The organism is Cobetia sp. MB87 (assembly GCF_011319755.1).
Taxonomy (GTDB): Bacteria; Pseudomonadota; Gammaproteobacteria; order Pseudomonadales; family Halomonadaceae; genus Cobetia.
In genome coordinates this window covers 489,172-509,809 of record NZ_VFBC01000007.1, presented here as the reverse complement: position 1 = coordinate 509,809, position 20,638 = coordinate 489,172, and the positions used below count along the sequence as shown (strand labels likewise).

At 63.0% G+C, this 20,638-nt stretch carries 14 protein-coding genes and 1 pseudogene; 3 read left to right on the top strand and 12 right to left on the bottom strand.

The features are described from left to right. Positions 1 to 12 precede the first annotated feature (12 nt). The 6 genes from truA to leuC form a co-directional block, all read right to left on the bottom strand. A complete protein-coding gene (gene truA / locus CDPAHKCJ_RS08250; RefSeq protein WP_205700820.1) occupies positions 13 to 1,149 on the bottom strand; it encodes a tRNA pseudouridine(38-40) synthase TruA in 1,137 nt (378 codons plus the stop codon). Further along, positions 1,149 to 4,004, bottom strand: coding sequence for a FimV/HubP family polar landmark protein (locus CDPAHKCJ_RS08245; protein ID WP_166019375.1), 2,856 nt, complete (start codon positions 4,002 to 4,004; stop codon positions 1,149 to 1,151). The genes truA and CDPAHKCJ_RS08245 overlap by 1 nt, the downstream gene beginning before the upstream one ends. A 468-nt stretch (positions 4,005 to 4,472) precedes the next feature. After that, on the bottom strand, positions 4,473 to 5,594 hold the full coding sequence (gene asd / locus CDPAHKCJ_RS08240; protein WP_166019374.1) for an aspartate-semialdehyde dehydrogenase: 1,122 nt from the start codon (positions 5,592 to 5,594) through the stop codon (positions 4,473 to 4,475). 218 nt (positions 5,595 to 5,812) lie between these two features. Beyond that, positions 5,813 to 6,895, bottom strand: a complete 1,083-nt coding sequence (leuB, locus tag CDPAHKCJ_RS08235; protein WP_166019373.1) for a 3-isopropylmalate dehydrogenase — start codon at positions 6,893 to 6,895, stop codon at positions 5,813 to 5,815. Positions 6,896 to 7,037: 142 nt separating this feature from the next. Beyond that, on the bottom strand, positions 7,038 to 7,691 hold the full coding sequence (leuD, locus tag CDPAHKCJ_RS08230) for a 3-isopropylmalate dehydratase small subunit (protein WP_166019372.1): 654 nt from the start codon (positions 7,689 to 7,691) through the stop codon (positions 7,038 to 7,040). Positions 7,692 to 7,702: 11 nt separating this feature from the next. After that, positions 7,703 to 9,154: a 3-isopropylmalate dehydratase large subunit gene (gene leuC, locus CDPAHKCJ_RS08225; RefSeq protein ID WP_141392273.1), complete on the bottom strand. Its 1,452-nt coding sequence runs from the start codon at positions 9,152 to 9,154 to the stop codon at positions 7,703 to 7,705. Between the two features lie 359 nt (positions 9,155 to 9,513). Here leuC and CDPAHKCJ_RS08220 point away from each other — a divergent pair, with 359 nt between their 5' ends. Then, positions 9,514 to 10,404 carry a LysR family transcriptional regulator gene (locus tag CDPAHKCJ_RS08220; RefSeq protein WP_166019371.1) on the top strand — a complete coding sequence of 297 codons (891 nt, stop codon included), beginning with the start codon at positions 9,514 to 9,516 and terminating at the stop codon, positions 10,402 to 10,404. A gap of 1,018 nt (positions 10,405 to 11,422) precedes the next feature. On the opposite strand, the pseudogene phaC reads toward CDPAHKCJ_RS08220, so the two are convergent. The 5 genes and pseudogenes from phaC to prmB all read right to left on the bottom strand — a co-directional run. Beyond that, positions 11,423 to 13,186: pseudogene (phaC, locus tag CDPAHKCJ_RS13375) on the bottom strand (class I poly(R)-hydroxyalkanoic acid synthase); the annotation flags it as partial. Between the two features lie 611 nt (positions 13,187 to 13,797). Continuing rightward, a complete protein-coding gene (locus CDPAHKCJ_RS08210; protein WP_166019369.1) occupies positions 13,798 to 14,250 on the bottom strand; it encodes a phasin family protein in 453 nt (150 codons plus the stop codon). Between the two features lie 216 nt (positions 14,251 to 14,466). After that, complete coding sequence (locus tag CDPAHKCJ_RS08205; RefSeq protein WP_166019368.1) at positions 14,467 to 14,997, bottom strand: DUF6489 family protein; 531 nt, start codon at positions 14,995 to 14,997, stop codon at positions 14,467 to 14,469. A 284-nt stretch (positions 14,998 to 15,281) separates the two neighbouring features. Continuing rightward, a complete protein-coding gene (aroC, locus tag CDPAHKCJ_RS08200) occupies positions 15,282 to 16,373 on the bottom strand; it encodes a chorismate synthase (protein ID WP_166019367.1) in 1,092 nt (363 codons plus the stop codon). Between the two features lie 110 nt (positions 16,374 to 16,483). Continuing rightward, complete coding sequence (gene prmB, locus CDPAHKCJ_RS08195) at positions 16,484 to 17,446, bottom strand: 50S ribosomal protein L3 N(5)-glutamine methyltransferase (protein ID WP_166019366.1); 963 nt, start codon at positions 17,444 to 17,446, stop codon at positions 16,484 to 16,486. A 207-nt stretch (positions 17,447 to 17,653) separates the two neighbouring features. Here prmB and CDPAHKCJ_RS08190 point away from each other — a divergent pair, with 207 nt between their 5' ends. Continuing rightward, complete coding sequence (locus tag CDPAHKCJ_RS08190) at positions 17,654 to 18,259, top strand: Smr/MutS family protein (RefSeq protein ID WP_166019365.1); 606 nt, start codon at positions 17,654 to 17,656, stop codon at positions 18,257 to 18,259. Between the two features lie 221 nt (positions 18,260 to 18,480). Continuing rightward, on the top strand, positions 18,481 to 19,323 hold the full coding sequence (locus tag CDPAHKCJ_RS08185; protein WP_205700818.1) for a transporter substrate-binding domain-containing protein: 843 nt from the start codon (positions 18,481 to 18,483) through the stop codon (positions 19,321 to 19,323). 141 nt (positions 19,324 to 19,464) lie between these two features. Here CDPAHKCJ_RS08185 and CDPAHKCJ_RS08180 read toward each other — a convergent pair whose 3' ends face one another. Then, positions 19,465 to 20,637, bottom strand: a complete 1,173-nt coding sequence (locus tag CDPAHKCJ_RS08180) for a patatin-like phospholipase family protein (protein ID WP_166019364.1) — start codon at positions 20,635 to 20,637, stop codon at positions 19,465 to 19,467. Position 20,638: the final 1 nt, after the last annotated feature.

Sequence of the window (20,638 nt, the reverse complement as noted above, 5' to 3'; positions counted from 1 at the left end):
GGATCACTCCGTTCAACGTGAGGATTCATTCTGGGTGGCAGCCGTCAGCGTGTCATCCTCGGCGCCTGCCGCAGGGCCGCCTACCGCAGGGCCGCCTGCCGCAGGATCGCCTGGCGCAGGGACGCCTGCCGCAGGAATCGCTTGTTCATGCTCGCGACTGAGGCGCTCGGCTTCACGGGCCACGTTGCCCAGCCGGATGGCTTCCTGCTCACTGAGCTTGCCCGCCGCGCGCGCCTCTTCGGCACCCTCGGCCTCGGCACGTGCCATGCGTGAGCGCACCATCGGGCAGTCTGGCAACGGACGCTCGCCCGTCCACTCGCCAAGATGTGCGACCAGACCAGGCCCCAGGGGTTCCTTGGGTAGCGCATAGCGCGGCGGATAGATGACATCGACGAAGTGAAGCCCTGTCGCCGCTGCCGTCGCGCTCGAGCGTGTGCGGTCTCCCCCGCGCATCAGCTCGACGACCCACTTGACAGGCTTCTCACCACGCCCGATGGCCATCAGGGTGCCCGCGATATTGCGCACCATATGATGCAGGAAGGCGTTGGCCTGGATATCGATCATGACCATATGGCCATGGCGACTGACTTCGATGAAGTGCACGTGGCGGCGCGGCGAACGCGACTGACAGCCTGCCGCGCGGAACGCCGAGAAATCCAGCTCTCCCACCAGGTGCGCCGCCGCGGCCTGCATGTCGGCGACGTTGAGCGGCTCGCGACACCAGGTGACATTGTTGCGCTCCATCACCGGCCGAAACGGCTGGTTGATGATCATGTAGCGATAGCGACGGGCGATGGCGCTGAAACGCGCATGGAAATCATCGGGCACCGGCACGGCCCAATGAATCCCGATATCGGGGGGGAGGTTGACGTTACCGCCCATGCGCCAGGCCTTGCGACTGCGGCCCACGGGGGTGTCGAAATGCACGACCTGACGCACGGCATGCACACCGGAATCGGTGCGGCCACTGCAATGCACGGTAATCGGCGTGGAGGCGACCTTGGACAAGGCCTTCTCGAGCGCTTCCTGCACGGAGGGGGCGTGGCTCAGACGCTGCCAGCCACAATAGCGGGTGCCATCATATTCAACGCCCAGAGCAATGCGCCCCGGGCGTTTCTCGTTATCATCCAACGGTGTAAAAAAGGGCATCAGGTCAGACCAAAGCGCTCCATCAACGCCAGCGCCTCTTCACGGACCATGTCATCACTAGCGGTAGCGAGCGGCTCAAGCAGCGCTGCCGCCTGATCATCATCGCCATCCACCAACAACTGACGGGCTTCCTCGAGCTGTTGGAAGGCCTTGGTATCCTGGGCGCCAGCCCCAAACCCTGCCGACTCGACAGAGGGATAGGCATTATCCTGATCCCCAGACTCGAACGCCACTTCCTCGACCTCGAATTCCGAGATATCACGCCGCGGCACGTCCACCTCTTCCAGCGTCATGCTATCCAGTGATGGCAACTCGTCCATGCCATCGACTGCGGCTGACGGCTTGCTGGACGCCTCATAGGGCTTCTGGCTCGCTGCGTTGCTCTCACTTGCGGCGCCTTTCTTCTCACTCGCGACACCGCTCTCGATCGCGGCACTGTCATACAGCTCTTCACGCAGCGAGGTGAACTCGACGGACTCGCCCTTGAGCGCGCTATCCGCGGCCTTGGATGTCACGCTATCAGTGCTCTTCTCGCCATCAGCGTGACCAGCATCGCCCAGCGTCAATTCCGGCGCCTGGTAATCGATCACGTTGTCGCTGTTGAAGAGGCTCTCACGCACGGGTGTCTTCTCGAGGTCCTCGCCCTTGAGACCCGATTCGAACGCGACGCCTTGATCGGGAGCGTGCTCGACCAGCGGTTCGCTTACGCTGTCACCGGCATGCGGTTCGCTGTCAGACAGCGCGCCGGTATCTTCCGGGGCATCAAGGGAGGCATCAGTCCCCCTGGCAGACGCATCAGCCATGCCGTGAGCCGAATCATCTGTCCTGTCGCGGCCTTCAAGCGGAGCGCGAGGCGCTGCCGTCTGCTGGCTTGCCACTCCCGACAGATAGGAAACCTTGCGCCCTACCTGACTCGCGCCACCGCCGGCGACAGCACGCAGGGCACTGCTTGAGACGCTATAACGATCCAGCAGCGCCTGAGCCTCGAAACGCTCTTCCTCATTGCCGGCTGCCAGCACCTGCTCGCCTTCATGATGCAGGGCTTCGGCATTGCCAAGCTCGCCATGGACTCCCATCAGCTTGAGACGCAGGTCCTGGCGTGCGGGGTCCTCCACCAGACCGGCCTCCAGCAGGGCCTGGGCCTGATCAAAGCGGCCGTAGGCGATGAAGATGTCCGCCTCACTGATCGCAGCCGCTTCCGGCTGGGAGAGCGGCTCGAGACTGCCGGACCCCCGGCGCGCCGCCACATTGGCATCTTCAGACGCAGATGACTTGTGACCCGCGGCAGCTGCGGCAGTCGAGGCTGCAAAGGTATCCGGGAAGACGCGTGGCTTATCCCGGTCGGGCTCTTCATTGCCGCGGACCGCATCGGCAAAGCTCATGTTCTCATCGCCACCGGAACCGGAGCGGCGACGCAGCAACAGCAGCAACAGAAGCAGCAATGCCCCGGCAGCCCCGCCGACGATGGCCAGGTTGTCCTGCACCCACTGCCAGGTCGCCTGGGGCCACGGCTGCTTGGGCAACACCAGGTTGCCCTCGCCGTCGCGCGGCTGACCGAGGTCCACCCCGGCGGCGATCAGGCTTTCCGGCAACGCCAACGGCGAGATGCCGCTGTTGACGAGCAGACGATTCTGTTTGGCGAGCAGCACCTTGGCCGTCTCGAGCTGCTCGGTACGCTCTGCCAGCGACGCTCGCAGCTCGCCGACTTCGTTGCGCAGGGAGGCCACTTCGCTGCGCAGGTCATCCCGCTCCTGCTCCAGCTGATCGAGGCGTTGCTGATTGGTCAGCAGCTGATCTTCCAGCGACTCGAGGCGATCGGACAGTTCATCGATCGCCTGCTGGCTACCCGCCGAGATCTGACCACTGGCTGCCGCCGCCTTGGGCTTGCTGCCGTCTTCATCCAGCAGCGTCAGACGCGGCTTGCCGTCGGCACCCGCGCTGGCGGGCCCGCTCGGTGCGGCCGTGGCCGCAGGCGCAGCACTGGCGGAGGGCTCGTTCGATGTGCTGGCCGCAGCGGTTTTCTTGCTGGCCGGAGCCGGCACGGTCTTGCCCTGCGCGCCCGCGACCCACTGCTGATACTGCTGACGCACTTCCTTGTCGGCCTCGGTACGCGAACGTCCCAACATGGTGCTGCGGTCCGGCACGCTCAGCACCACTCCCGCACGCAGCTTGTTGATGTTGCCGCCCGGGAAGGCGCTGGGGTTGGCTTCCTGGATCGCCAGCATGGCCTGACGGATGCTGACACTGGCATCCGGACGCACGCGACGCGCGATCGTCCACAGCGAATCACCGTTGCGCACCTTGATGCTGGACGGCGGCGTGCTGGATGACGCACTGCGCGAGGCAGCCTGGCTGGGCTGGGCATTGTCTCGGAACACCACGGAACGCGTCGGCGAGGAATCATTGGTGGCCAGCGGGCGCGAGCGCGCGCCGACAGGTGTCACCAATGACGGCTGACTCGAATACCCCGCCGGATCGAACAACAGGGTCACCTGACGCTGCAGCTTGCCATTGGGCCATTCGACATCCAGCAGCAGGTCCACATAGGGCTCACGTACCGCGCCATTGGTGGACAGCTGAAGGTAGTAGCGCCCACCCTGCTGCTTGACGGCAACCTTGATGTCATCGCTCACATAACTGCGATCGACGCCCGCTCGCGTAAAGGCGGCAGAATCGGCAACGCCGGCCTTGATGAGGCTGGCATCGAGGCCCGAGGTATCCGTGAGGCCGATGCGCGCGTCCAGTGGCTGATTCAGATTCGAGCGCAACCGCGGCGATTCCATGCCGACTGCCAAGGCCTGAGCACTGTAGACGGCGAACGACACCGCCAGTGCGAGAGGAAGCTTGCGTCCCATTGAGTGTCCCTTCGTATGCGGCCGAATCATTGCCCGGCCTGCGCATTATGTTACGTATACTTACACAAGATACCAGAGAGTCCGTCCCAAGAGTGCGGGAAGCCATTGGCAAAGTGGAAAAAGTTTCAACGATAGAGTGACGGCCCACGATCGATAAAGGCCGCAGAGGTGTCATATCGCGAGTGACCAGCTCGGCGATAACCCCCTTTACGATACCCGTAAAAAACACCTCTCTGCCATCATGCATCAAAAGCGCCAGTCAAAATCGCAAAAAATGCGCAGGAAAGACTGAGATATCTGGTACTCAGCGTGACGTCCGTGACTTACCTCTTACCTGAAATCACCGACCTTCCAAGTCGTAACGTGCAAAAGAGAAGCGCCCTCGACTCCAGAGAGCCGAGGGCGCTTTCGGGTCAGGCTCGCTACGAACCCGACATCCTCCCGCTACACATTACGATCAGGCCGCGATCAGGCCGCGCGATGTTCACGCAGGATGGTCAGCATGCGCTTGAGCGGCTCCGCGGCCCCCCACAGCAGCTGATCACCGACACTGAAGGCGGACAGGTATTCGCCGCCCATCGCCAGCTTGCGCAGACGGCCGACCGGCACGGTCAGCGTGCCGGTAGCGGCGGCCGGCGTCAGGTGCTTGAGGCTGTCTTCCTTGGTGTTGGCGACGACCTTGACCCAGTCGTTGTGCTTGGCCAGGCGGTCTTCGATCTCGTCCAGCGGCACATCCTGCTTGAGCTTGACGGTGAAGGCCTGAGAGTGGGAACGCATCGCACCGATACGCACGCACAGACCATCGATCATGATCGGGTTGCCCTGGCTGTCAAGAATCTTGTTGGCCTCGACACCGGCCTTCCACTCCTCGCGGGTCTGACCGGACTCCATCGCGGAATCGATCCACGGCAGCAGCGAGCCGGCCAGCGGCGCACCGAACTGCTGGGTCGCGAAGTCATCGCCGCGCATGGTGGCGGTCACCTTGCGGTCGATATCGAGGATCGCGCTGGCCGGATCGGCAAGCTCGGAGGCCACGCTGCCATTGAGCTGGCCCATCTGGGTCAGCAGCTCACGCATATGACGCGCACCGCTGCCCGACGCCGCCTGGTAGCTCATGGAGGTCATCCACTCGACCATGCCGGCCTCGAACAGGCCGCCCAGGCCCATCAGCATCAGGCTGACGGTGCAGTTGCCGCCGACGAAGGTGTTGGCACCGGCGCCGATCTTCTCATCGATCACGTGACGGTTGACCGGGTCCAGCACCAGCACGGCATCCTTGTCCATGCGCAGGGTGGAGGCCGCATCGATCCAGTCGCCCTTCCAGCCGGCTTCACGCAGCGGACCGAACACCTGCTTGGTGTAGTCGCCGCCCTGACAGGTGACGATGACGTCCAGCGCCTTCAGCTCGTTGATGTCGTTGGCATCCTTGAGCGCCGGCACCGGCGTGCCCACATCCGGGCCGGCCTGGCCGACCTGGGAGGTGGAGAAGAATACCGGCTCGATACCGGCGAAATCGTTGTCATCACGCATGCGTTGCATCAGCACGGAACCGACCATGCCACGCCAACCGACAAATCCGACTTTCAACATGCTTGTTCTCCTTGTTCATGCACGGCCAGGAGCCTGGAAGACACCACCGCTCCCGACACAGGAATGACCCGCAGCGAGCACAGGCAACTCACACGAGGCGAGCCTTGCCCAACGCTCCAGCCGCAGGTCCTGACATGAGAACCCGGCGACGCACGCCGGGCTCCCCCATGATCATCGCGTGAACGCCGCTCACTTTCGACGTTCACGCGGGTATTGCCTTACGCCTGCGCCTTGAAGGCGGCCAGCACGGCATCGCCCATCTCGGAGGTGGAGACCTTGCGGGTCCCGGCGTAGGCGATGTCCGCGGTACGCAGACCTTCATCCAGCACCACACCGACTGCTTTCTCGATACGCTCGGCCCACGCCGCTTCACTCAGGGAGTAGCGCAGCATCATGGCCACCGACAGGATGGTCGCCAGCGGGTTGGCGATGCCCTGACCCGCGATGTCCGGCGCGCTGCCGTGGCACGGCTCATACATGCCCTGGCCGCTGGCATTCAGCGAGGCGGACGGCAGCATGCCAATGGAACCGGTCAACATCGCGGCCTCATCCGACAGGATGTCGCCGAACATGTTGCCGGTGACGACCACATCGAACTGCTTCGGTGCGCGCACCAGCTGCATGGCCGCGTTGTCGACGTACATGTGCGACAGCTCGACATCCGGGTAGTCGGCGGAGATACGCTCCATCACGTCACGCCACAGCATGGTGACTTCCAGCACGTTGGCCTTGTCGACGCTGCACAGCTTCTTGTTGCGCTTCTGCGCCATCTCGAAGGCGGTGCGGCCGATACGCTCGATCTCGGACTCGGAGTAGACGTAGGTGTTGTAGCCGACCTGCTGGCCGTCGCGCGTCTCGATGCCACGCGGCTGGCCGAAGTAGATGCCACCGGTCAGCTCACGCACGATCATGATGTCCAGACCGGATACCACTTCCGGCTTGAGGCTGGAGGCCTCGGCCAGCTGCGGGTAGAGGATCGCCGGACGCAGGTTGGCGAACAGTTCAAGTTCCTTGCGCAGGCCCAGCAGGCCACGCTCCGGACGCAGCGAGATGTCCTCGAGCTTGTCCCACTGCGGGCCACCGACCGCGCCGAGCAGGATGGCGTCTGCCGCCTTGGCGGCGTCCAGCGTTTCCGCGGGCAGCGGATGGCCCGCCGCGTCATACCCTGCACCACCGACCTTGCCTTCGCTCAGCGTGATGTCCAGACCTTCGCTGCGGGCGGCTTCGAGGATCTTCACGGCTTCGGCAGTGATTTCCGGGCCAATGCCATCACCGGGCAGAATCAGGATATTGCGGCTCATCTGGAACTCCTTGGGCCGGAGAGCTTCCGGCAAGACCGACGGTTCACCGCCGGTGCTGAGACTGGGCTCGCTGCCACTCTGGACGGCGAGCCATGACGAATGTGTTGCGACTTCGGTGCTGACTGACGCGATGCTGGACAGATCAGGCCGTCTTGCCATCGCGGAACAGCCACGGACGCTCGGTGCGGTGGCGTTTCTCGAAGCTGTCGATGGCGTCCTGATCCTTGAGGGTCAGACCGATGTCATCCAGGCCTTCCATCAGGCAATGCTTGCGGAAGCTGTCCACCTCGAAGGGAATCGACTCGCCGGACGGCGTGATGACGGCCTGTGCCTCGAGATCGATATCCAGACGATACCCTTCCACCGCTTCGGCTTCCTTGAACAGACGGTCCACCGTGTCCTCGTCGAGGGTGATCAACAACAGGCCGTTCTTGAACGAGTTGTTGTAGAAGATATCGGCGAAGCTCGGCGCGATGACGACGCGGAAACCGAAGTCGGTCAGTGCCCAGGGCGCGTGTTCCCGCGAGGAACCACAGCCGAAGTTGCGACGTGCCAGCAGCACGCTTGCGCCTGAATAACGCGGCTGGTTGAGCACGAAGTCCGGATTCAGCGGACGCTTGCTGATGTCCTGGCCGATATAGCCCTCATCGAGATAACGCAGCTCATCGAAGAGGTTCGGCCCGAAGCCGGTACGCTTGATCGACTTAAGAAACTGCTTCGGGATGATCAGGTCGGTATCGACGTTGGCGCGATCGAGCGGTGCCACGAGGCCCTGCTGGCGAATGAACTTTTCCATGTCGGGCCTCCTCAGGCTGCGTGGGTATCGGAAGTAGGAATGGGGGCAAAGTCACGAACATCAACGAAGTGACCCGCAATCGCGGCAGCGGCGGCCATGGCCGGGCTGACGAGGTGCGTACGCCCACCGAAGCCCTGACGGCCTTCGAAGTTGCGGTTGGAAGTCGAGGCGCAATGCTCGCCGGCGCCCAACTTGTCGGCATTCATCGCCAGACACATGGAGCAGCCCGGCTCGCGCCATTCAAAGCCCGCGGCGAGGAAGATCTCGTGCAGTCCTTCGGCTTCCGCCTGTGCCTTCACCAGGCCAGAGCCCGGCACGACCATCGCCTGCTTGAGGCTCTTGGCAACCGTACGGCCTTCGGCCACGCGCGCCGCTTCACGCAAGTCCTCGATACGTGAGTTGGTGCAGGAACCGATGAACACGCGGTCCAGCTTGATGTCGGTGATCTTCTGCTGAGCGCTGAGGCCCATGTACTCGAGCGCACGGGTGATGCCACGCGCTTCGGTGTCATCGTTGGCGGCTGCCGGGTCCGGCACCACGCCATTGACGCTGGTGACCTGCTCCGGGCTGGTGCCCCAGGTGACCTGCGGGGCGATGTCCTCGGCCTTGAGCACGACGACCTTGTCGAATTCGGCGTCCGCATCGGAGACCAGATTGCGCCAATCGGCGACAGCCGCTTCCCACTGCTGGGCGTTCGGCGCATAGGGACGGTCGCGAAGGTAATCGATGGTGATGTCATCGACCCCGACCAGACCGACCCGTGCCCCGGCTTCGATGGCCATGTTGCAGATGGTCATGCGGCCTTCCATGGAGATGTCCTGGATGGCGGAGCCGCCGAATTCGATGGCATAGCCGGTACCGCCGGCGGTGCCGATCTCACCGATGATGGCGAGCACGACATCCTTGGCGGTGACGCCAGTGCCGAGACGACCATCGACGCGCACCAGCATGTTCTTCATCTTGCGCTGGATCAGACACTGGGTGGCGAGCACGTGCTCGACCTCGGAGGTGCCGATACCGTGAGCGAGTGCCGCGAAGGCACCGTGGGTCGCGGTGTGGGAATCGCCACACACCACGGTCATGCCCGGCAAGGTCGCGCCCTGCTCCGGCCCAACCACGTGCACGATGCCCTGACGCGCATCATTGATGGTGAACTGCTCGATGTTGAAGCTGTTGCAGTTGTCGTCAAGGGTCTGCACCTGGATGCGTGAAGTCTCGTCCTCGATCCCCGCGATACCGGCAGCGCGCTCCTTGAGAGAGGTCGGCACGTTGTGGTCCGGCGTTGCCAGGTTGGCATCCAGACGCCACGGCTTGCGACCGGCCAGACGCAGCCCTTCGAATGCCTGCGGCGACGTGACTTCGTGCAGCAGGTGACGGTCGATGTAGATGAGTGCAGTACCGTCTTCGCGTTGCTTGACCAGGTGCTGATCCCACAACTTGTCATAAAGGGTCTGGCTAGCCATGTCGTGTCTCCTCGTGGCGCCTTACGGTAAGAGCGCGCTTGCTGCCTCGGGGCTCGTGGCGGCCCCTTGATGAGGGTGTGTCGTCCAGTGTTGATGGCGGGGCGGTCGTGCGAGCCCGTGGATAGTGACCACTTGCTTGCAGGCTCCAGCATCGCCGCCGCGTCCTGTGCCATCAAGAGTACTCGGCGACAATGAATAAAAGCAATTCATGTTTTTCATGCTTTGGATTCCCAAAAGGAATACCATTGCTCATCAGGTCTTGAGCAGGAGTGCATCCGCCTGCGGCGGCATCGATCGCCCCGCTTGACGCTCCTATGAATGCCTCTCTGAACGCCCTCATGACAGGATAGCTGCCCCACATGGACACACCCTCTCTGCAGGCCTTCGTCGCCGTCGCCGAAACCGCCTCCTTCTCGCTTGCCGCCGAGCAGCTGCACCTCACCCAGCCGGCCGTTTCCAAGCGCATCGCCCAGCTAGAGCAACTGCATGGCGCACGGCTGTTCGATCGCATCGGACGGCGTGTCTCACTGACGGAGGCCGGCAATATCCTGCTGCCCCGCGCCCGCGCCATCCTGGTGATGCACGATGACACCCGGCGCGCGCTGCGCAATCTGTCCGGCGAGGTAAAAGGCAGCCTGACGATGGCCACCAGCCATCATGTGGGCCTGCACCGGCTGCCACCGCTGCTCAAGGCCTTCACCATGGCCCACCCCGAGGTGCGCATGGACATGCGCTTTCTGGATTCGGAACAGGCCTATCAGGGCGTACTGGATGGGGAGCTGGAGCTGGCCGTCGTCACCCTGGCACCGCATCGCGATCCCAATCTGACGGTGGTGCCGGTGTGGCTGGATGAGATGCGCTTCGTCTGCGGACGGGACCACCCGCTGGCTGGCCATAAAGCGTTGCCGCTGGCCGCCCTCTCACAGCACGACGCCGTGCTGCCGGGCCACCTGACCTTCACGCGTGGCATCGTCATCGACACCTTCGCCCGTGATGGCCTCTCGGTGGAAGTCTCGATGTCCACCAACTACCTCGAGACCCTCAAGATGATGGTCGCCATCGGCCTGGGCTGGAGCGTACTGCCGGGAAGCATGATCGACGACGAGATCGAGATCCTGCCCATCGACCACCGCCCCATCGAACGCCAGCTCGGCTACCTCTATCACAACAACCGCACCCTCTCGAACGCCGCCAGCGCGATGATCGAACTGCTGGAAGGAGCAAGGGATGCGGCGTCGAGACACCGCTGACGAATCTCGAAAGCACAACGCCAGCCCTGAGGGCTGGCGTTGCTGAAGAACGTCCTGCTGGTGGCGCCGCTGATCAGGGCTTGCCAGTGTCCTTGTCATTGCCCGACGAGCCATCCGTCTTGCTGGTCGTAGGCTTGGCATCATCCTTCTTCGCCTCTTCCGCTGCCTTGGCGGCGGCCTTGCTGGCGTTGGAGGGACGGCCACGGCGCGGCTTGGGTGCTTCGCTGCTGGTGTCGCTCTTGGCGGTGGTAGTGGAAGCACCGGAGCTTGAAGCGCTCTGACTGGAAGTCCCAGCGCTGCTACCCGTCTTGGCAGTGCTCGCGCTTCCCGTCGAGCTGGCGGTGCTCTTGCTCGCCGTAGTCTTGCTAGCAGTGCTCTTGCGCGTCGTCGCGGGCTTGGTAGCGCTGGAGCCTGCCGCGCTGGAACCCGAAACCGTGGAAGAAGTGCTGCTGTTCGAGGTGCCGGATTCAGGCGGCTTGCTGTCAGAGGCTGACTTGCTCGCCGTCGTCTTGGCCGCAGTTGTCTTGCTCGCGGTCGTCTTGTTGGCAGCCGTCTTGCGCGGCGTGGAGGTCTTTCTCGCCGTGGTGGTCTTCGCCGCTGAGCTACCTGTACTGCTGGCAGCCGTGCTCGCAGTGCTCGATTTTGCCGTGCTCGGTTTTGCAGTGCTCTTGGCAGTAGTGCTTTTGGAAGCCGTGCTCTTGGGTGCAGCACGTTTGCGCGCGGCGGGCTTGCTTGCCGGCGCTGCTGACTCAGTAGCCGCTGATGCCGCCTTGGAAGCGGCTGGCCTGGTACGCGCCCCTTGCGCCCTGGAGGCACTGGATGAGCTGTTGCCCGTCGTGTCGCCGGCATCATTGGCGGCCTTGCCGGTGACGGCTTCGGTCATCGCGGTCATGGCCTCTTCCAGCGGCAGCGTCACCTGCTTGAGCGCTTCATTCACGCTCTTCTCGACCGTCTGCTGCACATCACGCACGGCCTTGAGCTGCGCATCCGCTACGCTGGTGATCTCTTCCGGTACGGCCTGCCCGAGTACTTCGGGGATGGTCTGGCGAGCATAACGCCCCGGCGCCGCTTCGATCACGTCGAGCTTGCCCTCACCCGGCGTACGCGCAGAGACTTCCGGTTCCGGCTCCACGAAGCCATTGCCGGTCATCCAAGCCTGCCAGTCATTCCACCAGGAACCTTCGTGCTGCTCGGTGCCCTCGAGCCACTCATCCGGTGTCGCCGGCAGGCTGTCATTGGTGGCGTAGCCATACTTGTTCTTGTGTGGCGGATTGACGATACCCGCGATATGACCAGAGCCACCGAGCACGAAGCGCTTGATGGAGGCCTTGGGCAGCTGGGTGCCGTTATAGGTGGTCTGCCACTTGGCGATGTGGTCCTCGCGCGCGGAGACCCAGTAGCTGGGCGTCTCGATCTGCGAGAGATCGATCGGCACGCCATCCAGCTCGATGCCGCCGGGCTGCACCAGGCGGTTCTCCAGATACATGTGACGCAGATACCAGGCATGGGTACCGGCCGGCAGATTGGTGCCGTCGGTGTTCCAGTACAGCAGGTCGAAGGCGGTCGGCGCTTCGCCCTTGAGATAGTTGGAGACGTAGAACGACCAGAACAGGTCATTCTCGCGCAGCAGATTGAAGGAGAACGCCATTACGCGGCCATCCAGATAGCCATCCTGTGCCATCTGCTTCTCCAGGCCCTGCAGCACCGGCTCGTTGAGGAAGACACCGATCTCACCGGGATCGGAGAAGTCCTGCAGCGTCGCCATGTAGCTGACCGAGCGCACGCGGTCAGACTGCTTCTCGGCCGCCAGATAGGCCATGGTGCTGGCCGTCAGCGTGCCGCCGATGCAGTAGGACAGGATGTTGACCTGCTTCTCGCCGGTGGCCTGCTCGATGGCATCCATCGCGGCAAGCGGCCCCATCTGCATGTAATCGGCCCAGGTGAGATCACGCTGCTCGGGCCCCGGGTTGCGCCAGGAAATCAGGAATACGGTATGCCCCTGCTCCACCAGCCAGCGCATCATCGAATTGTCCTGGCGCAGATCGAGAATGTAGTACTTGTTGATCCACGGCGGCACGACCAGCAACGGCGTGCTGAAGGCCTTCTCGGTCGCCGGACGATACTGGATCAACTGGATCAGCTCGTTCTCGAAGACCACGTCACCCGGCGTCACGGCGATGTTGTCGCCGAGACGGAAGGCTTCGGTGTCGGTCATCGCGACATTGATGCCTTCGGCAGAGTTGGCCAGGTCATCACGCAGACGCTTCAGGCCATCGAGCAAGTTCTGGCCGCCGGTCTCGCGGGTCACGCGCTGCACTTCCGGGTTGGTGGACGCGAAGTTGGAGGGCGAGAAGGCGCTGACGTACTGGCGCGCGTAGAACTCGAGATTGCGCTTCTGACTCTCCGGCAGGCCTTGAATGCCGGCCAGCATGTCGTCCACGGCGCGCGAGAACAGCAGGTATTGCTGCACGAGGAAGTGGTAATAGGGTTCACTCTGCCAGGCCTCGTCGCGGAAGCGACGATCCGAGCGCGCAGGCGTGATCACCGGCTCGACACTCTCGCCATTCAGCTCGCGCAACGTGCCCTGCAGCAGGGCCATCTGGTCCTGAAATAGGCGAGTCTGGGTCGACATCAACAGTTGCGGGTCACGTGCCAGGGCCTCGGCCCCCGCCTGGAAGCAACGCCCCATCTCGTCATAGATGGTGGAAGCGGCAGCGCTGGGCCATAGGCGCTCCAGCATGTCACTCATCAAGGCTTGATACTGGGCACTGGCCTGCTGCATCACGCTGGCCCACTCCGTGCCTTCAGCACCGTCGGGAAACAGACTGGTAAAGGCCTGAGAGAATGTCTGCGAGAACGCCTGCTGCTGGGCTGAGTCCATATCGCCCTTCCTCCTTGTCATTGACCATCACGTCATTGGCTATCGAAGCTTGGCTGCCGAACGTCTGCCGGCGGCACGATTTCATCGAATCGAATCCTTCCTGACCACTGAGCAATACCATGCCGTCTCTCGTTGACGGGCGCCTTCACTGGCGACGGGCACTGCTTTCCAGACTGTTTGTTTTGAAGACTGTTTTGAAGACCGTTTCAGAAGATGGGTTGAAGTCCGTTCACGGCTGTTTGCAAGGCTGTTCATGACTGATTTCAGGGCGCTGCAGGCAAGCATGGCAAGGCAAGCGAAGTGCACTGTCAGCTGCAGTGCGCTGTCAGTTGCAACACCCTGTCACCTGCAGGTCTGCTTTCCATCGGATTCGCGCGCGGCAAATGCGAGAGCAAAACAGCCTGTGCGTCAGCGTACCCATCTCCAGCATGCGCCTTTCAGCACGGCAGGGGCAATGCCTGAAAACGGCAAAAAAAAGGCTGGCGCAAGCGCCAGCCTTTTCGGGGTATACCTCAGTTCTGCTTGGCTCGGCTTGTCGCGGCAGCCGGCTTGTTGCTGGCAGCGGAGGATGCCTTGTCCTCTGCTGCTGAAGCGGCTTTCTCTGTGGCAGCGGACGCCTTGTCGGTGGCTTCCTTGCCAGCGTCAGAGTAGGCCTGTTCGAGCTGGGCACGCATTTCGTTGCCCATCTCGGCCAGCTTCAGGGAATCATCCATCATCTGCTGAGACAGTTCGGTCGCCACTTCCAGCTGGCGGTTGCTGAACTTGCTGAACTCTTCCATACCCTTGATTTCAGTGGCGGCACGCGCACGCTCAAAACCGGTATCGGCGTAACGCTTGGCAGCGTCCATCTGATAATCGGCAATCTTGCCCATATGGTCGAGCATCAGAGTGTTGAGCTTGCGCATCGGCTGGTAGAAGCTGCGGGCTTGCTCGGCAAAGGCGTTGAACATCTGATCCTGCTGCATGACGGTTCCTCCCATGGATTCCGTACCGGGACAGCGCGCAGAAGTCTCTGCGCCACCTGTGGAGCACAGCAATATGCTGCACTGCACAAAGACTAGTCTGCTCCTCAGGTGGTTGCAATCCCATGACAGAAAACTGTCAGACGGCATTTTCTGTCACGGGATTGGCCGGGCATGCCTCACACCGATATCAGCCAATGACTCTCATCGCGCCTGTCATCAACTGCGCTTGGCGCGTGAGCGCGCACTGGCCGCAGAGGCCGGTTTCGCATCTTCCGTCCTGTTGGCGCTCTGCTCTGCCTTCTGATCCGCGCTGTGATCACTATTACGCCCTGAACTCCTGCGCGCGGCAGACTCCGTCTTGTCAGACTCCTTGCCTTCCGCACCGCCCTGACCGAACTGCTGTAGAGTATCCAGCATCATCTTCTGATACTGATTGAAGGCGGCCATGCCCTGGGCCATGCTCTCGCCCATGTCGCCCGCTGCGCCCTGCCCGGCATTGCCAGCGCTAGACGCGCCACCCATCATCCCCTCGGCCATGCCCGGCGGCATGAACTTGGCAAACGGCGTGCCTGCGCCCGGGGCCATCAGTGGCTTGAGCAGACTCATGGGGTCGTAACCTTCAACACCCGCCTCCATCTGACGACGGAAACGCTCCATCAATTCCTGCTGGAAGGCTTCCACATCCGGCAGGCCCATCGCCTGACGAAATTCCTGGGGCGTGAGGTCGAATTCGACGTTGATCTTCATGGCAGATTCCTTGTGTTGTCTCCCCGCGCACGGCGTGGTACGCGAGTCTGCTGGCATGCATGCCATTCGAGTCTAGCAGCGAGAAAGACACGGGGCAGCCTGCTACTTACGCCTTTTCTTATTTACTTTGTGCAAGCCAGTCCACAACGCAAGACGCCCCAGCCACGAAGGATGCAGGGCATCACTCCATGGCTGGGGCGTGTCTTTTCAATATTCAGCGGCTTGGCAGCGTTACAAGTTCAGCGGCCTGGCAGCGTCACAAGTTCAGCCGCGCCACAAGCGGCTTACACCTCGCGCAGCACCGGGGTCTCGACCTTGACGTCGGCGTTCTGGCCGCGATGGCGCAGCAGGTGGTCCATCAGCGTCAGCGCGACCATCGCCTCGGCGATCGGCGTGGCACGGATGCCGACACACGGGTCATGACGGCCGGTGGTGATCACTTCGACCGCTTCGCCATTGACGTCGATGCTGCGACCCGGCAGCCGCAGGCTGGAGGTCGGCTTGAGCGCGATGCTGGCACGGATGGTCTGGCCGCTGGTGATACCGCCCAGAATGCCGCCGGCATGATTGGAGAGGAAACCTTCCGGCGTCATCTCGTCACGGTGCTCGGTGCCCTTCTGACTGACCACGGCGAAACCGTCACCGATCTCGACGCCCTTGACGGCATTGATGCTCATCAGGCCATGCGCGAGTTCGGCATCGATACGATCGAAGATCGGCTCACCGAGCCCCACCGGCACGCCAGTTGCCTCGACGGTGACCTTGGCACCCACGGAATCGCCTTCCTTGCGCAGGGCGTCCATGTACTGCTCCAGCTCCTCGAGGCGATCGGCATCGCCACAGAAGAACGGATTGGTATCGACCAGCGACCAGTCCTTGACCTCAAGCTCGATGGGGCCGAGCTGGGACAGGTAGCCACGCACCTGCACGCCCAGGCCCGCCAGATACTTCTTGGCGATGGCACCGGCGGCGACACGCATCGCGGTCTCGCGGGCGGAGCTACGGCCGCCACCACGGTAGTCACGCTCACCGTACTTGTGGTGATAGGTGTAGTCGGCGTGGGCAGGACGGAACTGGTCCTTGATCTTGCCGTAGTCCTTGGAGCGCTGATCGGTATTCTCGATCATCAGGCCGATGGCCGTGCCGGTGGTACGACCCTCGAACACGCCCGAGAGAATGCGCACCTGGTCCGGCTCGCGACGCTGGGTAGTGTGGCGCGAGGTGCCGGGACGGCGGCGGTCCAGATCGATCTGCAGATCCGCTTCGCTGATCTCGATACCCGGCGGGCAACCATCGATGATGGCGCCCAGTGCCGGGCCGTGGCTTTCGCCGAAGGTGGTGACAGTGAACAGCTTGCCGAAGGTATTTCCGGACATTCAGGGGTCCTCAGGCGATGCCGCCGGTCATGGCCGACGGCGTTCTGATAATGGTTGTCATGAGCTTTTCAGGTCTGGAGTTGAAGCGAAAGCACCAGCCCAGCCTGACTTCAGGCGAATTCGGGTGCGCAGACTTCCAGCGTCTGGGCATCGATGGCGAAGACACCATTGCCGCCGCGCTCGAACTCCAGCCACATGAAGGGCACTTCCGGGAAGGCTTCCATCAGGTGGCGTTCGGAGTTGCCGACCTCGACGATCAAGACGCCGTCGTCGGTCAGGTAGTCACGCGCCTCGCGCAGGATACGACGCACGATATCCAGGCCGTCATCACCGGCGCCCAGCGCCAGCGCTGGCTCGTGGCCGAATTCCTGCGGCATGTTGGAGAGATCGAAGGTATCCACGTAGGGCGGATTGGAGACGATCAGGTCATAGCGCTTGCCGGCCACGCCCGCGAACAGGTCCGACTGCACGGCGATGACACGCCCCGCCACGTCGTGACGTTCGATGTTGCGACGCGCGACTTCCAGCGCCTCGCTGCTGATATCGACCAGATCGACCTCGGCGGTCGGCATCACCAGCGCAGTGGCGATGCCGATGCAGCCGGAACCGGTGCACATGTCCAGCACGCGAGTCGGCGGCAGTTCCGGGAACCAGGCCGAGAAGCCGCTCTCGATCAGCTCGGCGATCGGCGAGCGCGGAATCAGCACGCGCTCATCGACATCGAAGGGCACGCCAGTGAAGAAGGCCTCGCCGAGCAGGTACGGCAGCGGCTTGCGGGTGGTGATGCGCTCACGTACCAGCGCCACGATACGCGCACGTTCCATGGTCAGCAGACGCGCGTCGATCACGGCGGGGTCCGTGTCCCACGGCAGATGCAGCGCACCCAGTACCAGCGCCACCGCTTCGTCCCAGGCAGAATCGGTGCCATGGGCGAAGTGCAGGCGATGCGCGTGGAACTCGCTGGTCGCCCAGCGGATCAGGTCGCGCAGGGTCACCAGCTCCTCGACGAGACGGGTATCCGGCTCACTGAGGCTGGAAGGGTGGCGCAGGTCGGACGCGGAAGTAGTGGACACGGTGATTCCTGTAAGCGGACAGATGGACAACGAGCGCCACCAATCGTGTGCGGTCGGCGGCGTCTCGCGCAGGCATTGTAGCGTTCACGAGGCGTGGCGGCGACCCTTGCTCGCGCCATGGGCGCCGCGCAGGATGTGGTGCTTCACAGCACCGACAGCCGCGCTATACTGCGCGACTTGCCATTTTATTGCCTGCGGAGCCCGGCCATGCCACCCAACCACGACGACAGCTCGGATACCGGCGACGATTTCAACACCTTCCGTGCCGCCCTCAAGCAGGCCGGCGTACGCAAGATCACCACCAACCGCGCTGACCCTGGCCGCAAGCCCGTCGACAAGGAAGAGCAGGCGCGTCTGGCGGCGCGGCGCGCGGCCGCCAGTGAAGCCTCCACCGATTCGCTCGGCACGCCATCACGTACCACCGATGGTCAGGTCGAGCCGGTCACGCCCAGTCAGCTGCTTGACTTCGCGGTACCGGACCTCCCCTACCGTCAGCGTCAGCGCCTCAAGCGCGGCGAGATTCCCTGGGAGGCGGGTCTCGACCTGCACGGCTATACGCTGGAGCAGGCCCGCATCGAGCTTGAGTCCTTCATCGACGATGCCATTGCGCGTCGCTCACGCTGCGTACTGGTGGTGCATGGCAAGGCATGGACCGGCATGGCCGATCACCCCATCATCAAGAGCCACGTCAATGCCTGGCTGCGCCAATGGCCTGACGTGCTGGCCTTCACCTCGTCACTGGAGCTGGATGGCGGCAGCGGCGCGGTCTATGTCCTGCTGCGCAGCAAGGGCCGTGACCCGCTGCTCGACTGAGTGAACCCTACGGTCGCCACACCGCCGAGACATTGACCATCCGAGCATCTGAATAGCCGAATACTTGAATAACTGAGTGCTTGAATAACCGAGCATTTGAATAGCCGAGCACTTGAATAGCAGAGCACTTGAATAGCAGAGCACTCGAGTAGCAGAGCTCATGAGTAGCAGAGGCAGGCCTCACGCCGAGCCTGCCACCATAACGACAAGGGAACACCCTGATGACACCCAACGCTGAACAGCCAATGCGCACAGCTTCACGCCGCACCCTTTGTGCTGCCATTCTCGGCAGCGCGACCGCCGCCGGCCTGTCACTGGCCTTCGCCATGCCGGCCGCCGCCAGCGATGCACTGTCCGACAGCACCCTTTCGCGCGTGCAACAAGGCCAGGTGCTGAAGGTCTGCACCACCGGTGACTACGCGCCCTTCAGCCACCGTGAAGACAATGGCGACTTCGAAGGCATCGACATCGACATGGCCGCTTCACTGGCCAGGAGCCTGGGTGCCACGGTACAGACCGTGCCGACCAGCTGGCCGACGCTGATGGAAGACTTCACCTCCGGCAAGTGCGACATCGCCATGTCCGGCATCTCGGTCAAGCTGGACCGTCAGGCTCAGGCCTACTTCAGCCAGCCGTACCAGACCGGCGGCAAGACGCCCATCGTGCGCTGCGAGGACGTCGACAAGTACCAGACCGTCGCACAGATCAATCAGCCCAGCGTGCGCATCACCGTCAATCCGGGCGGCACCAACGAGCGCTTCGCCAATGAATTCCTGAGCGATGCCACGCGCGTCGCGCACAACGACAACCGCACCATCTTCAACAACATCATCGAAGACCGCGCCGATGTGATGGTCACCGACGCCATCGAGACCCAGCTGCAGGCCAGCCGTCATCCGGAGCTGTGCAGCGTGCATCCTGATGCGCCGTTCACCTTCTCCCAGAAGGGCTATCTGCTGCCGCTGGGCGACAATATCTGGAAGGCCTACGTCGATCAGTGGCTGACCCAGATGCAGGGCACCGGCGAGCAGGCCGCCATCTTCGACAAGTGGATCAACGGCTGAGGCGACATTTCGCTCAGGCTCCGGACACACACTCTGCAACGAAGCGCTCCGTATCCAAGAGCACTGTATGCAAGAGCACTGCAACGAAAAGCCCCCGCCGATTGGCGGGGGCTTTTTCATTGAAGGGCAACTCACGACAGGCTAGCCGTCGCTGCCCTTCTCGTAGCGGTCCAACGCTTCGGCGGCCAGATGGCGGCCTAGTTTGATCAAGCCCGCGGCGCGGTGGAATTCGTAGGCACCACACACCGTCTTGGGAATCTCGACCAGGATATCCGGCGGATAGCCGGCGATCTTGTACTTGGCCAGCGTTGCCTGGGTGATATCGAAGGAGCGCATCATCATGTCCAGCTTGCCCCAGGCAAGCTCCGGCGCGTTCTCATCGACCAGTCCAGGCTCGGCTTCGTTCGCAGGCTGCTGTTGCTTGTCTTGGGCAACAGCGCCGGCACCTGCCTGCGGCTCTGCCAACGCCTCTGCCCCCGGCGCCGGCTCGGCATCGCTGCTTTTCAGTGCCTCGAACTTCAGGCGCGAGGCATCGCCCGGTGGCAGCGGGACACCGCCGACCGGACTGGCAAATGCTATGCCCTGCTGGTCTTCCAGCGCCTGCTCCTTCTCGGCAGAGAAGATGCGCTCGGCACCGCGACGCACTCCCCGCAGCCAGTCACTGAAACCACCGCCACGCGCTTCCAGGGCGGCTTCACGCGCCTCTTCCTCGGCGGCATCGGCCGGCGGCAGCATCTGCTCCAGCGTCTGATTGCGCGGCGAATGCGCCGTGGCATTGACCGCCAGCACCAGATCGACGTGGGCGGCGACCAGTGGCGTGATCGGCAGGGGATTCATCAGGCCGCCATCCACCAGCACCTTGCGGTCGCGTTGCACCGGCGTGATCACCCCAGGCACCGCGATGGAGGCCCGAATCGCCTCGAGCAGGTTGCCGCTCTGGAACCAGACCTCCTTCTGGGCGATCAGGTCGGTGGCAACGGTGGTGACCGGAATCGGCAGATCCTCGATGCGCGTGTCGCCGATCAAGGCTTCCAGCTCATCCATGATACGGCGCGCGCGAATGGCGCCCATCGGGCTCCAGGTGACATCCACCAGCCGCAGCACATCGAAGTAATCCAGCTCACAGACCCAGTCACGATAGGCATCCAGCTTGCCGGCGGCATGAATGCCCCCGACCAATGCCCCCATCGAGCAGCCCGAAATGGCGCGAATGTCATAACCGCGCGCCAGCACTTCCTCGATGACGCCGATATGGGCATAACCTCGGGCCCCGCCACTCCCCAGTGCCAGGGCGATGGTCTTGCGCTTGGCCATG

Excerpts from the sequence above, each read along its gene's own strand:
- truA (WP_205700820.1), bottom strand. The coding sequence starts at position 1,149 with ATGCCCTTTTTTACACCGTTGGATGATAACGAGAAACGCCCGGGGCGC.
- CDPAHKCJ_RS08245 (WP_166019375.1), bottom strand. The coding sequence starts at position 4,004 with ATGGGACGCAAGCTTCCTCTCGCACTGGCGGTGTCGTTCGCCGTCTAC.
- asd (WP_166019374.1), bottom strand. The coding sequence starts at position 5,594 with ATGTTGAAAGTCGGATTTGTCGGTTGGCGTGGCATGGTCGGTTCCGTG.
- leuB (WP_166019373.1), bottom strand. The coding sequence starts at position 6,895 with ATGAGCCGCAATATCCTGATTCTGCCCGGTGATGGCATTGGCCCGGAA.
- leuD (WP_166019372.1), bottom strand. The coding sequence starts at position 7,691 with ATGGAAAAGTTCATTCGCCAGCAGGGCCTCGTGGCACCGCTCGATCGC.
- leuC (WP_141392273.1), bottom strand. The coding sequence starts at position 9,154 with ATGGCTAGCCAGACCCTTTATGACAAGTTGTGGGATCAGCACCTGGTC.
- CDPAHKCJ_RS08220 (WP_166019371.1), top strand. The coding sequence starts at position 9,514 with ATGGACACACCCTCTCTGCAGGCCTTCGTCGCCGTCGCCGAAACCGCC.
- CDPAHKCJ_RS08210 (WP_166019369.1), bottom strand. The coding sequence starts at position 14,250 with ATGCAGCAGGATCAGATGTTCAACGCCTTTGCCGAGCAAGCCCGCAGC.
- CDPAHKCJ_RS08205 (WP_166019368.1), bottom strand. The coding sequence starts at position 14,997 with ATGAAGATCAACGTCGAATTCGACCTCACGCCCCAGGAATTTCGTCAG.
- aroC (WP_166019367.1), bottom strand. The coding sequence starts at position 16,373 with ATGTCCGGAAATACCTTCGGCAAGCTGTTCACTGTCACCACCTTCGGC.
- CDPAHKCJ_RS08190 (WP_166019365.1), top strand. The coding sequence starts at position 17,654 with ATGCCACCCAACCACGACGACAGCTCGGATACCGGCGACGATTTCAAC.
- CDPAHKCJ_RS08185 (WP_205700818.1), top strand. The coding sequence starts at position 18,481 with ATGACACCCAACGCTGAACAGCCAATGCGCACAGCTTCACGCCGCACC.
- CDPAHKCJ_RS08180 (WP_166019364.1), bottom strand. The coding sequence starts at position 20,637 with ATGGCCAAGCGCAAGACCATCGCCCTGGCACTGGGGAGTGGCGGGGCC.